12 protein-coding genes are annotated in these 14,519 nt (G+C 52.0%); 7 read left to right on the top strand and 5 right to left on the bottom strand.

The genetic code is table 11. From position 1 onward, the window contains the following. Positions 1-31 precede the first annotated feature (31 nt). Positions 32-1,060 (top strand): tRNA (adenosine(37)-N6)-threonylcarbamoyltransferase complex transferase subunit TsaD, encoded by a 1,029-nt coding sequence (tsaD, locus tag RHM61_RS10420; RefSeq protein WP_322247222.1) that lies wholly within the window; start codon positions 32-34, stop codon positions 1,058-1,060. Positions 1,061-1,090: 30 nt separating this feature from the next. Here tsaD and plsY read toward each other — a convergent pair whose 3' ends face one another. Then, the gene (gene plsY / locus RHM61_RS10415; protein ID WP_322247221.1) at positions 1,091-1,696 is read right to left on the bottom strand and encodes a glycerol-3-phosphate 1-O-acyltransferase PlsY; all 606 of its coding nucleotides are present in this window, start codon (positions 1,694-1,696) and stop codon (positions 1,091-1,093) included. Between the two features lie 358 nt (positions 1,697-2,054). Here plsY and RHM61_RS10410 point away from each other — a divergent pair, with 358 nt between their 5' ends. Together RHM61_RS10410 and RHM61_RS10405 are read left to right on the top strand one after the other, a co-directional pair. Continuing rightward, entirely contained in the window at positions 2,055-2,234 is a 180-nt protein-coding gene (locus RHM61_RS10410) for a hypothetical protein (protein ID WP_322247219.1), read from the top strand. A gap of 122 nt (positions 2,235-2,356) precedes the next feature. After that, complete coding sequence (locus tag RHM61_RS10405; protein WP_322247217.1) at positions 2,357-2,800, top strand: hypothetical protein; 444 nt, start codon at positions 2,357-2,359, stop codon at positions 2,798-2,800. A gap of 104 nt (positions 2,801-2,904) precedes the next feature. On the opposite strand, the gene RHM61_RS10400 is transcribed toward RHM61_RS10405, so the two are convergent. Next, complete coding sequence (locus RHM61_RS10400; protein WP_322247216.1) at positions 2,905-3,396, bottom strand: aminoacyl-tRNA deacylase; 492 nt, start codon at positions 3,394-3,396, stop codon at positions 2,905-2,907. Positions 3,397-3,773: 377 nt separating this feature from the next. Here RHM61_RS10400 and RHM61_RS10395 point away from each other — a divergent pair, with 377 nt between their 5' ends. After that, a complete protein-coding gene (locus RHM61_RS10395) occupies positions 3,774-6,668 on the top strand; it encodes a TonB-dependent receptor domain-containing protein (protein WP_322247215.1) in 2,895 nt (964 codons plus the stop codon). An 84-nt stretch (positions 6,669-6,752) separates the two neighbouring features. Beyond that, entirely contained in the window at positions 6,753-8,741 is a 1,989-nt protein-coding gene (locus RHM61_RS10390) for an alpha/beta hydrolase family protein (protein ID WP_322247214.1), read from the top strand. A gap of 4 nt (positions 8,742-8,745) precedes the next feature. On the opposite strand, the gene xerD is transcribed toward RHM61_RS10390, so the two are convergent. The 3 genes from xerD to RHM61_RS10375 form a co-directional block, all read right to left on the bottom strand. Then, positions 8,746-9,684 carry a site-specific tyrosine recombinase XerD gene (xerD, locus tag RHM61_RS10385; RefSeq protein WP_322247213.1) on the bottom strand — a complete coding sequence of 313 codons (939 nt, stop codon included), beginning with the start codon at positions 9,682-9,684 and terminating at the stop codon, positions 8,746-8,748. Positions 9,685-9,696: 12 nt separating this feature from the next. Then, positions 9,697-10,194 (bottom strand): methylated-DNA--[protein]-cysteine S-methyltransferase, encoded by a 498-nt coding sequence (locus RHM61_RS10380; RefSeq protein WP_322247212.1) that lies wholly within the window; start codon positions 10,192-10,194, stop codon positions 9,697-9,699. A 486-nt stretch (positions 10,195-10,680) separates the two neighbouring features. Next, complete coding sequence (locus RHM61_RS10375; protein WP_322247211.1) at positions 10,681-11,739, bottom strand: TRAP transporter substrate-binding protein; 1,059 nt, start codon at positions 11,737-11,739, stop codon at positions 10,681-10,683. 146 nt (positions 11,740-11,885) lie between these two features. On the opposite strand from RHM61_RS10375, the gene RHM61_RS10370 reads away from it, so the two are divergent. Further along, complete coding sequence (locus RHM61_RS10370) at positions 11,886-13,865, top strand: PAS domain S-box protein (RefSeq protein WP_322247210.1); 1,980 nt, start codon at positions 11,886-11,888, stop codon at positions 13,863-13,865. Positions 13,866-13,915: 50 nt separating this feature from the next. Next, a complete protein-coding gene (locus RHM61_RS10365; protein ID WP_322247208.1) occupies positions 13,916-14,506 on the top strand; it encodes a response regulator transcription factor in 591 nt (196 codons plus the stop codon). Positions 14,507-14,519: the final 13 nt, after the last annotated feature.

Here is a 14,519-nt window from a genome sequence, read left to right as displayed (position 1 = left end):
GCGGTCTCACTTCACTTTGTAAAGTTGCATCATGATAGTTCTCGGCGTTGAATCTTCCTGCGATGAAACCGGACTGGCCCTGTACGATACCGAGCGCGGCTTACTGGCGCACGCACTGCATTCGCAAATCGCGATGCACCAGGAATACGGCGGCGTGGTGCCGGAACTGGCCTCACGCGACCATATCCGCCGCACCCTGCCCTTGCTCGAACAAGTCTTGCGCGAGGCCGCCATCGAGCGCCACGCCATCGATGCCGTCGCCTATACCCAAGGGCCGGGGCTGGCTGGGGCACTGCTGGTCGGGGCCTCGTTCGCCTGCGGTCTGGGGATGGCGCTTGATCGACCAGTACTGGGCGTGCACCACCTCGAAGGCCACTTACTCTCGCCGCTCTTGGCCAGCACACCGCCGGCGTTTCCCTTTATTGCCTTGTTGGTATCTGGCGGTCATACGCAGTTGATGCGGGTCGACGGCGTTGGTCGCTATACGCTGCTCGGTGAAACTCTGGACGACGCCGCCGGCGAAGCCTTCGACAAATCAGCCAAGTTACTCGGTTTAGATTATCCGGGCGGTCCGGCGATTTCTCTGCTGGCCGAACAAGGCGACCCCAGTGTGCATCAGTTTCCACGTCCGATGTTGCACTCGAAAGATTTCAACTTCAGTTTTTCCGGCCTCAAGACCGCGGTTCTGACGGCCGTCAAAAAATATCCGGACGCACTGAGTGAAGTCGATAAAGCCAATGTCGCACGCGGCTTTGTCGATGCCATCATCGATGTCTTGACAGCCAAATGTGTAACGGCGATGAAACAAAGCGGTTTGCAAAGACTGGTGATCGCCGGCGGCGTCGGTGCCAACCGCCAGTTGCGCGCCTCGCTCAATGCGGCAGGAGCGAAAAAACGTTTCCGCGTGTTTTATCCGGAATTGGAATTTTGTACCGACAACGGTGCCATGATCGCCTTCGCCGGTGCCATGCGGCTGCAGCAAAACCCCGCCTTGGCAACGCGCGACTATGGCTTTAATGTGCGGCCACGCTGGCCGCTGCAAGAATTGACGGCAGCCTGAGGCTGCTGGCTTGGGCGGCCTAAGGAAACTCTATTTTTTTTTGCTGCCCAAACGACTTTCCTTACCGGCAAGCAGATTGCCGATATTTTGACGATGCCGATACACGAGCAATACACTCATGGCCGACACAGCCAGCATCATTTCATTATTGCCGAACAAAAAGCCGTAATACAAAGGCGCAAAAATAGCGGCAATCAGTGCGGCCAGTGAAGAATAGCGGAAGGCAAACGCCACCGCCGCCCAGGTCACCAGCGTGGCGACACCAAGCCAAACATTAATGCCGAGTAATACACCGGCAGCAGTCGCCACTCCTTTGCCGCCGACGAACTTGAAAAATACCGGCCACAAATGGCCGAAAAACACCGCCAAGGCAACCAGTGCCACGGCACCGGCCTCCAGCCCGAATTCATTTTGATAGCGCAGTGCCAACCAAACTGCGAACCAACCCTTGAACGCATCACCGAGCAAGGTCAGCACCGCCGCTGCCTTGTTACCGCTGCGCAGCACATTCGTGGCACCGGGATTTTTCGAACCGTAAGTACGCGGATCGGACAAGCCGAACAATTTACTGACCACTACTGCAAACGACAGTGAGCCGATCAGATAAGCGGCGATGACCGCCAAAACAGTATTCATAGGTTTCCTCGATGGTGTCCGGTTAGGCTGCTAGCCTGAATTTTGCAGCCGATTACGGTTAAGTCCGACAGACTGTTAGCACGAATACAGCTTGCCGAGAGCGAATTCTACCCCAGAACAGTAGGATGCTGGCTCCTCAAACATGCTGCTTTGCTGAACCTTGACGCACATTGACATCGATGACGAAACTGAGAGCAGATGCCAGAGCGAAGGGATTTTGCATCAAAATGCCGTCAATAATTGAATGACTGGAACTTTCCCAAAAGCATATTGACATGTCAATTTCTTTTTGTAATTCTATATTGGCCTTTGCAAGACGTATTCCGGCAGACTTTTAAAACTTTTCTGGAAGATCAAAATGCAAGAACTGAACATAGAACAAATCGAATCTGTCGTAGGTGGCACCATAGGTGGACAACTATTCCCAGGTTACATTTTTGGCGAGGCCATGAATATGGCAGTAGGTGGATTTGTTAGCTGGTGTAATTCCGGTGCCGGAATTGGCGGCCGTATGGATACCATGGGTAAGCTGGGGTGAACAGTAAGCTGATAAGCGGGTACGTGACTATTGGAGCGAATTCAATTTCAGTTAATGAATTTTGCCAGTATTGTCTATTATAGCTTATGCAACTATCACTTTTTAATGCGTCCATTAACAAGTTGAACTATGCTGCTACTGCCATACTTTACGCGGCACTTTGGTACAGCGCTGTTGTGGCAGCTGTAATAATTTTCTTTTCAGACCAATCATTGGATGAAGAGTTAAGCACAACACCCATACGAGCTTTAGGTTCACTAGGGTTTGGTGCCGTAGTAGCCCCGCTGATTGAAAACTTCATTTTCACTTCTGCATTAAAATTATACGCCGACAGCAATCCCAAAATGACTGCCTTCATTGCAGCAGCAATTGCTGCTGCACTACATGCTCCGAGGAGATCTTTTTTTTCGTTCGGTCTTTTTTATATCATTGCAGCAGTGTATTTAACCCATTTCAAGAAGAATCCCAAATACGCCTTTTTTCTTGGTTTTTATATACATTCCGTTTGCAACTTTCCTGCATCAGTTATTCCACTACTTTATGCAACCGGACTGCTTGCGAAGTAACACTCAGAAAACCTTGGTGTTTGCCAAGGAAACACAGAGCCTGACGCGTCTGGATATCAATCGCGTCGACACGTGATAACAGCGCCCCGCATCCCACCCCATTGTCACTCTCCCAACGCACACGACACTGGCGTGGCGTGCAGCAGACTGATTAACAAAGCTGGTGCGATACCGATTAAATAGCCACGTTGTCCGCCGTTGATGTAAATTTTTTCCAACTCCAGAATGCTGCTCTCCACATATACCGGCAATTTTTTCCTAGTGGCAAACGGCGAAGTGCCACCGACCAGATAGCCGGAATGTTTTTGTGCAACTTCGGGCTGACACGGCGCAATCGCCTTGCAGCCGATCTGACGCGCCAGATTCTTCGTCGATACCTTGCAGTCGCCGTGCATGAGCACGATCAGCGGCTTGGCCACTTCGTCTTGCATCACTAAAGTCTTGATCACAATATGCTCGGCCACTCCGAGCTCGCGCGCCGACACCGCCGTCCCGCCGTGCTCTTCATAGGCATACGGGTGTTCACTGAACAGTGCCTGCTGGGCGCGTAGAAATTGCGTCGCCGGCGTCATCGATACGTGTTCTTTTTTTGCCAAATTCAATTCTCACAAGTGTGGCTATAGAGGCGCAATTATAGCCGCCTCAGCCCGGCACCGCAGGCCAAAAGCAACAAGCCCGCCGCGCATAATTTCACTTTTAAAAGATAAATTGAAAAACTGAGAAATGACACAAAGCAACAATATCATGCAGAAAATGACCATTTTTTCGCAATATGAAGTTAAAAAACAACAAAAACTTGGCAGATAGAAATCATCAACGCTTATTTAGGATAAATTATTTTCATTCGGAATTGAGTTGTGAATTTCTTTTTTTCATTTTCATCGGGCGGCGAGCATGTTTTGAGCTGCCGAAAAAACTCCAGCCCAGCCGATTATCACTTCGCTATTGCCATGTACTCACTGAGGAACTCATCATGCATACCCATTTCAAAACCAGGCCACATCCAATCGGCGTGGCCATCAGTATCTTGACCGGATCGCTGCTAGGCAGCGGCATGGCCGTGGCCGAAGAACTCGATGACAACGACAAGCCGCACCGCGTCGAGGTGACCGGCTCGAATATCAAGCGCGTCAGTAAAGAGGGTACCTCGCCGATACAAACTATTTCGGCGCAAGAGATACGCAATAGTGGTGCCTCGACGGTCGCTGAATTACTCAAAAAAATACCCTCACTTGGTGTCGGCGGTTTTAATGACAGCCCCGATCAAAATGGTTTTTCACGCGGGGTTGCTACCGCCTCGTTGCGCGGTCTCGGCTCGACCTCAACACTGATTTTATTAAATGGCCGACGCATGACGCCGTCTGCCTATGCCAATCCAAACAACGGTCAATCGACCTTATACGACCTCAACAGCATCCCAATCTCCATGCTCGAACGAGTAGAAATTTTCAAAGACGGCGCCTCCGCCGTCTATGGTTCCGATGCGGTAGCCGGGGTCATCAATTTCATCACCAAACGCGATTATAAAGCAGGCGAAATTTCGACCAGCATCAGCGCCAACGACGACCGCGAATTCGGCCGACAAAACCTCAATGGAGCGATCGGCTTCGGCGATCTGGGCAGCGCTGGTTACAATATCCTGTTTGCGCTCGATTACTCACAAAGAGCAGCGACCAGCACGCGCCAAGGCTCGAACGACATCCAAGCCGCTCAGTATGCGGATATGAATTTCCGCCTCAATCCCTATAGCAGCAGTGTCTCGAACCAAGCGTTCTTTTTTCGGGAAAAGGAAGCGGGGGCCAACGCATTTTTGTCTACCGGGCCAACGGTGATTAATCAAACCAACTGCAATCCTGAGCGGCTGATCGTCGGTGGGCCTGCCAATAACATCACCAGCGGGCTCTTATACGACCGCACATTTTGCAACTATGATGTAGACCAATTTGCCGAAGCACAAAGCAAAGCCGATGATCTCAGTTTACTCTCGGTGGGCAACTTGAAAATCAATGACCATCTCACTGCATTCAGCGAAGTCGGTTTCTCTGTTTCACAGCGCGTCTATCGTTCCCCCGCACCCGGCATGAACGGCCTTTCCCCGACGACCAACTTTCTACTCGGCGGACTTGCGGCGCCATTCCAAGCAATCTTACCTGTTGGGCACCCAGATAATCCTCACAGCGATGCCCGCAGCGCCATCATGTATCGCTTTGAGAATATCAAAGGCGGCACCGATTTAGAAAACCGTAACATCCGCGCCGTAGCAGGACTGCGTGGCAGCCTGTCCGACTGGGATTGGGAAAGCGCCGTACTGTGGAATCAATCCAAACGGACCGAAACGCGTTATGGATCATTGTACTTACCGACGCTACGCACACTGATCTCAGAAAATCGCCCCTTGGCGGCGCTCGCGGCCGACCCCAGTATCAGCCCCAATTTAACCAATATCGGTATCGCCGAAATTCTTCAGTGGGATGCCAAAGCGAGCACGGAATTCGGCGAACTGCCGGGCGGTGCTATCGGCTTCGCCAGCGGGCTGGAGTTGCGTCAGGAAAAATTAGTGATCACCCCCGATGCCTTGAATGCGCGCGGCGAAATCCTCGGCTTAACGACCACCGCCATCGATGCCAAACGCAATGTTGCCTCGGCTTTTTTTGAAGTACGCGCGCCGTTCTTGAAAAATTTTGAAATGGACCTGGCTGGCCGCGTCGACAAGTACCCTGGTCTGAAAACCAATTTCGTTCCTAAGATCGGTGCCAAGTACACGTTCAACGATAAAATGGCCTTGCGCGGCGCGTACTCAGAAGGCTTTCGAGCCCCCGCGCTGTCACAGGTCGCACCCGGTGGCGCGCAATATTTCGTGAACGGCTTGGTTGATCCGCTGCGTTGCCCGAACGGCGTGACACCGGTGGACGGCGCCAATATCTCCGATTGCAATAGCCAAATCTCCGGCGTCGGTGGTGCCAACCCAGATCTCAAGCCGGAAACCTCTAAAAGTATCTCACTCGGCCTGCTCCTTTCACCGACAAAGGATATGGACATCACACTCGATGCCTATAAAATTCGTAAGGAAGGTGAAGTCAGTCTCAGTAGCCCTACTTTTTTACTCGAACATCCGGAAAATTACCCGGCTGACTCTATCATCCGCGATAACAACCCCTTGAATCAATTAGTCGACGCCAACGGTCGCCCAGTCGCCGGCACCGGTCCCTTGCTGGCCGTCAAAACGCCGTGGATCAATCAAGGTAGTACGGAAGTCAGTGGTCTTGATCTGGATATGCAACTGCGTAAAAATTTGGGCGAATATGGCAAGCTGACTGCCACCCTCAATGCCAGCTATCTGATTTCCTATCGCCGCGCAGAACAAGCCGGTAACCTCGAACGGAATGCCGTCGGCACCGCCGGTGGAATCAATGACTGGGCCACCTCAGTCGAGGAGATTCCGCGCTTACGCAGCAGCCTGTCACTGCTGTGGGAAAAAGAGCCGCATAAGTTGGTCGCCACAGCTAACTTCATCGATAGTGTTTCGATGGTGCGACGCTACGACAATACACTCACCTATCCGACGCCATTTTGTCATTATGGATCAGGGCAACCAGCCACTGCAACCGCGCTCGGCGGCGTTCCCAAATACGATGCGTATTACCCAGATTGCCAAGTGCCAAGTTGGACCACGTTCGACCTTGCCTACAGTTACAGCGGATTCAAAGACCTGACTTTAGGAATTCATATCAGTAATATTTTAGATACCAAAGCACCCTATTACCCGGCCGGTAACACGACCTCCATCGTTGAGCAAGGCTACCAATCCGCCTTGCACAACAACACCGGACGCTATTTCAAATTCATCGCCAAATATACCTTCCGATAGAACATTAACCAGCTCCTCCAGACGCTGCGATATTGAGATGGTGCGACGCAGCGTCTCTTATATGCTTTTGATTGCGAGATCATCATGAATACTTTTTGTCATCCGATTCACAGCTTGCTGTTACTCAGTGTTTTTCTCCTTACGCCTCTCAGTGCATTTTCCATGTCAAACGCCGACTCTATCCCAATCGAACATTTCTTTAAAAATCCGCAACTGTCACAAGTCAGGCTTTCGCCTGATGGCAGTCACCTTGCCCTGCTTGCTGCCGGTCAGAACGACCGGCAGGTTCTGGCCGTCATGAAGATTGAAAAATTACAAGCAAGCATTGTCGCCGCGTACGACAAAACCGATGTTGTCTTCTTCGACTGGGTCAATAATCAGCGTTTGGTTTTCGGTGTTGGTGATCGCGATCTCGGGGTTGGCGAACAAAGCAAAGGAAACGGCCTGTTCGCCGTCAATGTTGACGGCAGCGGGTTCCGGCAATTGATCGAAACCGCGACCGATATCACCAGTGCTGGCGGAAAATTTCGCACCCTCAACGCCTTGCACAGTTTCGTCGATATCACTCATGTGAACGGCTCAAATGATATTTTTGTCGGTCGCGCTAGCGGTACGAAGAAAAATCCCACTATAAGTCTGCTCAAACTCAATACCGTCAATGGCTATCACGAAATCGTCCCCACCCCCAGCAATGCCAATGGCTACCTGATTGACCGAAGCGGTGAAGTACGAGTCGCCATCACGACCAACGATCATATCACCGGCATTCATTACAAAGATCCCGACACCCAGCAGTGGCGACTATTGATTGAATTCGACAGTGTCAAGGAAGCGGGATACAAACCGGTTTCCATCGGCCTTGATGGCAGTCTGTATGTACAAGCCACGAATAGAAAAAATACTCAGGCAATTTATCGCTACGATTTGAAAAACCAGCGCCTTCCCGCGCTCGCCCTGCTAGAGAGTCGTGATTTTGATTTGGACGGTAGGTTTATTTACAATGCAGATGAGGCCAAATTGCTTGGCATTCACTATGAAAGTGATGCCGCCGCCACAATATGGTTTTCCGACAAATGGCGTGAAATACAAAAAACGATTGATGCCGCTTTGCCCAATACCATCAACCAGCTCTCTCTTCCAGAGGAAAAATCTTCTGCTGTCGTCTTAGTCCATACGTTTTCAGATGTCCATCCTGGTGCGTATTTTTTGTTTCATACCGACACCCGCACATTGACGCCTATCGGTGACAGGTATGCAGACATCCGGCCCGAGCAAATGTCTTCGAAAGATTTTTTCAAAATACAGGCACGCGATGGCATGCTTATTCCGACTTATTTAAGCTTACCGAAAAACGGCCCCAAACAACAGCTCCCTATGGTCGTGCTGGTGCATGGTGGTCCGTATGTCAGAGGAGGACATTGGAACTGGGAACGCGAAGTACAATATCTCACTTCGCGCGGCTATGCGGTATTGCAACCTGATTTTCGCGGTAGTACTGGCTACGGCGAAAAACTGTTCAAAGCGGGCTGGAAGCAATGGGGACTGACTATGCAAGACGACGTGACCGATGCCACGCGATGGGCAATCGCTGAAGGCTATGCGGACCGTCAACGAATTTGTATTGCCGGCGCAAGTTATGGTGGCTATGCGACCTTAATGGGATTGATCAAGGAACCTGAGCTGTATCGCTGCGGCATTAGTTGGGTTGGCGTCACGGACATTAACTATTTGTTCGATATCAGTTGGAGTGATACGGCCGGCACCATCTGGTCACGTTTTGGTATGTCGGCGATGATCGGTGATCAAGTCAACGATGCGGCGCAGTTTTCTGCCACCTCTCCGCTCGTTCAAGCCCACCGCTTGAAGAAACCCCTGATACTGGCGTATGGCGCAGCGGATCGACGGGTACCGCTGATACATGGAGAAAAATTTCTGGCAGCCGCCCCCAAAGAGGTGCCGATTGAGTGGATCAGCTATGCCGAAGAAGGCCACGGCTGGCGCACATTGAAAAACAATGTCGATTTTTGGCAACGCGCCGAGAAATTTCTCGATTTGCATACGCGAGTCGATTGATTGACTAGCCGCGCGGATGATGCAAAGCATGCAACTGCTTCAATCGTTCGCGCGCTACGTGGGTGTAAATCTGCGTGGTCGAAATATCGGCGTGTCCAAGCAGCAGTTGCACCACACGCAAATCGGCACCATGGTTGAGTAAATGGGTGGCAAATGCATGGCGTAAGGTATGCGGCGAGAGTGGCGTGACGATGCCGGCGGCGGCGGCATATTTTTTGATCAATATCCAAAACATCTGACGTGTCATGGCCCCGCCACGCGCAGTGACGAACAAGGCCTCATCGATCTGGCCTTGTAAAATCTCGGCGCGCGCGTGCTGCAAATACTTTTCCAGCCACTGCCGCGCATCTTCACCGAACGGTACCAGACGCGTCTTATCGCCCTTGCCGGTCACCCGCACCACGCCGTCATTGAGGCTCAGTTCCAGCGCTTTGAGCCCGACCAGCTCACTCACGCGCAAACCGCAGGCATACAATAATTCCAGCATGGTTCGGTCACGCGTGCCCAATACGGTGGCCGGCGGTGCCTGCAGCAGAGCTTCCACCTCGGCTTCGCTGAGTGTCTGCGGCAAGCGGCTCGGTTGTTTGGCCGATTTCAATTTACTGCAAGGATTGAGGCTGACTAAGTTCTGACGCAGCGCCAGTTGATAAAAACGTTTGAGCACCGACAGGCGGCGATTGGCCGAGGTCGCTTTGGAACTGGCATGCTTGGCCGAGATATACGCGCTGATATCGGCATGATCGATTTGATACAAATCTTTCTGACAGCGCTGATACTGCCATTCGGCGAACAGGCGCAGATCGCGCCGATAGGCGTCGACGGTATTTTTGGCCAAACCTTCTTCCAGCCACAGCAGATCACAAAACTGATCGATCTGCGCCGTCAACGCCGCCGGTAAGGCGGCGGCGGCGCGCAAGGCGGCGACATCGGCTCTGGCGACCATCAGATCAAAACCTCAGACATAGGCCGCCACACCTTCATGCGCCAGCAACCAGCGTTTGACGCCAAGGTGAAAACCAGTCTCTTCATCGTGATGGGCAAAGCCACCTAAACCGCCGACGGCAGTGACACGATGACAAGGAATCAGCAAAGGAAACCAATTGGCGCCGCAAGCCTGACCGACTGCGCGCGGCGCTGAACCGACATGCTTGGCCAACTGCCCATAGGTAGCGACTTCGCCACGCGGAATAGTGGCAATCGCTTGCCAAACGCGCTGCTGAAATGCGGTGCCGACGGCAGCGAGCGGCAAGCTGAAACGGAAATCAGGATCGTCCAGATAGGCCGCTACCTGAAGCGCCGCTTGCTCGGCCAACGCATCGAGCGGAGCTTTTTCAGTAAAACGCGGCGGCAGATAGACCAATTCACACAGACTGGCGGCACGACTGCGAATGCCGATGGCACCGAACGGTGCCTCGACGATGGCGGAAAAAATCGCCGTTTCGTGTTCGGACATGCTGTTTCTCCCTATGGAAACGCTATTTTATTACAAACGTGGTCGCAGCCTACAAAAGAAAAAAGGCGCATCAGACGATGCGCCTTTAAAATTGTTGTCGCGTTTTCGGCTGTTTAGTGTCCGGTCTACACCGTCACTCAGCTTATAGTAAAAACGCGCGTCTCCTCAGTGTACGGTATCGATACCGTTTTTTGCACTACCGCCTTTTAATCTTTCTTTATCCGTGCTTTTGCCCAATGGCAACTAAGCTGTTTTACTTGGCACAAGCTTACCGCTTACCAACAACTCATCTGGGCAGAATATAGCATGGGAAAATACACACGGCAAAAAAAACAGTCTAAAACAAAACAGAGTGTTGCAGATATGTAAAAATTATTTCCAAAGTGAGGAAATGTGTTAGGCGGCCATAGCTTATTTTGAAATGTCGACCTGTTTCGATTTTTTTAACTGGCGATTGAGGGTTTATTCAAATTAAAAAAGGCGCTGTCAGCGATCAAAAAATGCAATAATTGCTGCACCGCAGCATGCTGCTGATTCATTTTTTTCAGCCAATGCTGCCTCGAGATTGACGCGGGCGATCAAGTCTGCACTGATCCGTCCTGCCATATTTTTTTGCACTGGCAGCAAAGCTGCTTTCCATGCCAGCAAGTCTTTTGCGCTCAAGCTCACTACCAGCGTCTTGCCCGAGCGCCGCACCGCCACCAACGCCGCTTCATTCTCTTGTTCGGCAATGGTATTGGCATAGATGGTGGCACTTTTCATCGCCGTTTCCAGTTCATCACGTATATCGCCAGGCAAATCATCCCAGAATTTTTTATTCACGATGACGGCGTAGCCGAGATAAGCATGATTAGTCAGCGTCAGATATTTTTGCACTTCGTGCATGTGCTGCGTATACAAATTCGATATCGGATTCTCGGTACCGTCGACCAAGCCGGTTTTCAAGGCCTGAAATACCTCCGAAAACGCCAAGCTCATCGGCACAGCACCGAGCGCACGCATTTGCAGATCGATCACTTTCGATGGTTGTATGCGCATTTTTTGCCCACGCATATCGCTCGGTACACGGATAGGCTTGTTCGACGACATCTGCTTGAAACCGTTATCCCAGAATGCCAGACCGACAATGCCCTTGGTTTCCAATTTTTGCAGTAAATTTTGGCCTACCGGGCCTTGCGTGACACGGTATAAAGTGGCTTTATCGGGGAAGATATACGGCACATCGAAGACTTCAAATTCTTTGATGCCGAGCGGCGCAAACTTGGCCAGCGACGGTGCCAGCATCTGCACGGCCCCTAATTGCAAGGCCTCGAGCTCTTCCTTGTCTTTGTACAGGCTGCTGTTGGGATAGACTTCCACTCGTACCCGCCCCTTGGTGGCGGCTTCGGCGAGCGCTTTGAAGCGCAATGCAGCCTTAGCTTTGGGCGTATCGTTGGCGACCACGTGGCTGAATTTAATGACGATAGTCGACTGCCCCCAGGCATGGCAACATGTCAGCAGCAACAGCACTGACAGACAGCGCAACAAGGTACGGGAAATCGACATGCAGGTCTCATTATCATAATTATTTTTCACTCCTGATGATCACTAGTCCGCCCAGACGGCGCAATTGTGGAAAACCACATTCACTGCAGAAAGCTGGCAGTTTGTTTCACCTCTGCAGTAAACTAGTCCAACAACCCTGACTGATGATGAAAAAATTCTACCAAACTCAACGATGGCCTAACCAAAAATGGCGCTGGATCTTACCGATCCTGCTGGTATCCCTGTTCCTTGCCACCCTGATTTGGTTGCCTTGGCAAGCACAGCGTATGGAAGCCAACGAACGCCAAGAACAATTAATCGCCGATACGCTCTGGGTTGAGCAAGCGATTCAGTTTCAGCTCAATCGCAATGATGAAATGCTGCGCCAAGTCGGTGCCGAAATCAGTGCCATGAAATTACCGGTCGATGCAGCCTTGCGACGCTTTACCGGTTTAGTCGAAAATAACCACGAAATTGAACGCATCTCTTGGTATGACCAGTTCGACCATGTCGTCACCACTACCAGCACCCTGCGCGAACGCTCGACGCTACCGCATTTTGAATCAGGGGTGCCGGAGATCGACCTCAAGACGCGCTGTTACCCGCCGGTTTCCGATGGTAATTCTGCCATCGCTTATCAGTTGAGCTGCCAAATCCCCTTGATACATGAGAAGCGCTATGCCGGCAGCATCGTCATCAATTACAAACTCAAGGGCATACTGGACGAGCTCGTGCCATGGTGGTTTGCGCATGACAACCAAATTACCCTGGTTGACAGCGACGACAATGTCTTTGCGGATCGGGCCGCCGGCGGCATCGGTAAAAACGTCTATATTCACAACCGCACACTCGACCTGCCCGGCATCACCTTGATCTTGCGGACCAACAGTATCAAGAGCGAACCTAAGCTGTTGGCGAATTTACTCGTGCTCATGGTGATCGTGCTCTCACTCGGGCTGATCTGGAGCCTGATCGCCCTATGGCGCGACATTAACCGCCGTCTGGCTGCTGAGGGAGCCTTACGGCAGCAAGTGACGTTTCGCACGGCGATGGAAAACTCGCTCGTCACCGGTCTGCGCGCGCGCGACATGCAAGGGCGGCTGACCTATATCAACCCGGCCTTCAGCAGAATGATCGGCTATCCGCCCGAAGAGATCGTCGGACGACTGCCACCGATGCCGTATTGGGCCCCGGAAGCGCTGGAAGAATACAAACAACGCTTCACCCAACTATTAGCCGGATCGGTGCCACAAGATGGTTTCGAAACCATCTACCAACGCGCCGACGGTCAGCGTATTCCAGTGCTGGTGTACGAGTCGCCGCTCATTGCCGAATCAGGTGAACAAACCGGTTGGATGAGCTCCATCCTCGATATTTCCGAACTCAAGCATGCGCAAGAACTGAGCCGCCAACAAGAAGAAAAACTGCATGCCAGCGCACGCTTGGCAACCATGGGGGAAATCGCCTCGATGCTGGCACATGAATTGAATCAGCCGCTGGCCGCGATTTCAAGTTACACCACCGGTGCCATCAACTTGCTCGAAGCCGGCGACAGCGATAAAGTTTTACTGCAAAGCGCGATGAGCAAGGTGCATGCGCAAGCGCAGCGGGCCGGACAAATCATCCGCAGCGTGCACGAATTTGTAAAAAAACGTGAACCGAGCAGAGAGCAAGTTGACCTCTGCGAACTGATACAATCAGTCATGCCGCTGATCGAATTGCAAGCGCAATCGTCATATATTCCTATCCAATGGCTGCCGCCAAGACAAAGCCCGAAAGTACTGGCCGATCAAGTATTGATTGAACAAGTTTTACTCAATCTGACTCGCAATGCTATCGAATCGATGCAAGACACGCCGCCGGCCCGGCGCAGCCTGCGCATACAAGTACAGCTCGACTTGGCACTCGACGCCATTGCGGTAGAAGTGATCGATCGCGGCCATGGCATTTCCAGCAGCATTGCCGAGCAATTGTTTTCACCGTTTTTTTCCACCAAAGCCAGCGGCATGGGCATGGGCCTCAACATCTGCCGCACGGCGATCGAATTCCACGGCGGCAAACTGACCCACAGCGACAACCCTGGTGGTGGTACTATCTTTCGCTTTGTGTTACCGACATTTCACGAACCTGTGTCACCGGCCATGTGAAGCGCGCTGCTGAGCACGCCAAGACCCGGCCAAGCCTATCTGGAGAGAATATGCTACATATCATCGACGACGAAGATGTCATCCGCGACGCACTGGCTTGGCTGGCCCGCTCGCGCCAGATCGGCGCATTGGTTTACGGCAGCGCGGAACACTTTCTCAGCACACTGGACCAAGCTTTTCATTTTGACAGTCAGGGCGATTGTCTGCTATTGGACGTGCGCATGCCGGGCTTGAGCGGCATACAAATGTTCGACCAACTGGCACTGCGCAAGCTCACGCGTCGACTACCGGTGATTTTCCTGACCGGCCACGGTGACGTACCCATGGCCGTCGATTCGCTCAAACGCGGTGCGTTCGACTTCTTTGAAAAGCCGTTTAACGACAATAAATTGATGGATAGGGTGCAAGAGGCGCTGGAACAATCGCGCCAAGCCGGTGCCGCTGCAGCCATTCACGAACGCCTGGCCAGCTTGTCGGCACGCGAAAAAGAAGTGTTGGAATTGATCTTGCAGGGAAAAATGAACAAGGTCATCGCCGATCAGCTCGGCATCAGTATGCGTACCGTAGAAGTACATCGCGCGCATATTTTCGACAAAATGCAAGTTAAAACCGCGGTTGAACTGGCGGGCATTCTGAAATAAAGCCAAGGCCGAT

This window comes from Undibacterium sp. CCC3.4 (genome assembly GCF_034347425.1).
In the GTDB taxonomy this organism is placed as follows: Bacteria; Pseudomonadota; Gammaproteobacteria; order Burkholderiales; family Burkholderiaceae_D; genus Undibacterium.
The sequence above is the reverse complement of the archived record's forward strand: the minus strand, read 5'-3'. Positions and strand labels throughout refer to the sequence as shown.

Bases quoted from the DNA above. Each gene is read 5' to 3' on its own strand.
- tsaD (WP_322247222.1), top strand. From the start codon at position 32: ATGATAGTTCTCGGCGTTGAATCTTCCTGCGATGAAACCGGACTGGCC.
- plsY (WP_322247221.1), bottom strand. From the start codon at position 1,696: ATGAATACTGTTTTGGCGGTCATCGCCGCTTATCTGATCGGCTCACTG.
- RHM61_RS10410 (WP_322247219.1), top strand. From the start codon at position 2,055: ATGCAAGAACTGAACATAGAACAAATCGAATCTGTCGTAGGTGGCACC.
- RHM61_RS10395 (WP_322247215.1), top strand. From the start codon at position 3,774: ATGCATACCCATTTCAAAACCAGGCCACATCCAATCGGCGTGGCCATC.
- RHM61_RS10390 (WP_322247214.1), top strand. From the start codon at position 6,753: ATGAATACTTTTTGTCATCCGATTCACAGCTTGCTGTTACTCAGTGTT.
- xerD (WP_322247213.1), bottom strand. From the start codon at position 9,684: ATGGTCGCCAGAGCCGATGTCGCCGCCTTGCGCGCCGCCGCCGCCTTA.
- RHM61_RS10380 (WP_322247212.1), bottom strand. From the start codon at position 10,194: ATGTCCGAACACGAAACGGCGATTTTTTCCGCCATCGTCGAGGCACCG.
- RHM61_RS10375 (WP_322247211.1), bottom strand. From the start codon at position 11,739: ATGTCGATTTCCCGTACCTTGTTGCGCTGTCTGTCAGTGCTGTTGCTG.
- RHM61_RS10370 (WP_322247210.1), top strand. From the start codon at position 11,886: ATGAAAAAATTCTACCAAACTCAACGATGGCCTAACCAAAAATGGCGC.
- RHM61_RS10365 (WP_322247208.1), top strand. From the start codon at position 13,916: ATGCTACATATCATCGACGACGAAGATGTCATCCGCGACGCACTGGCT.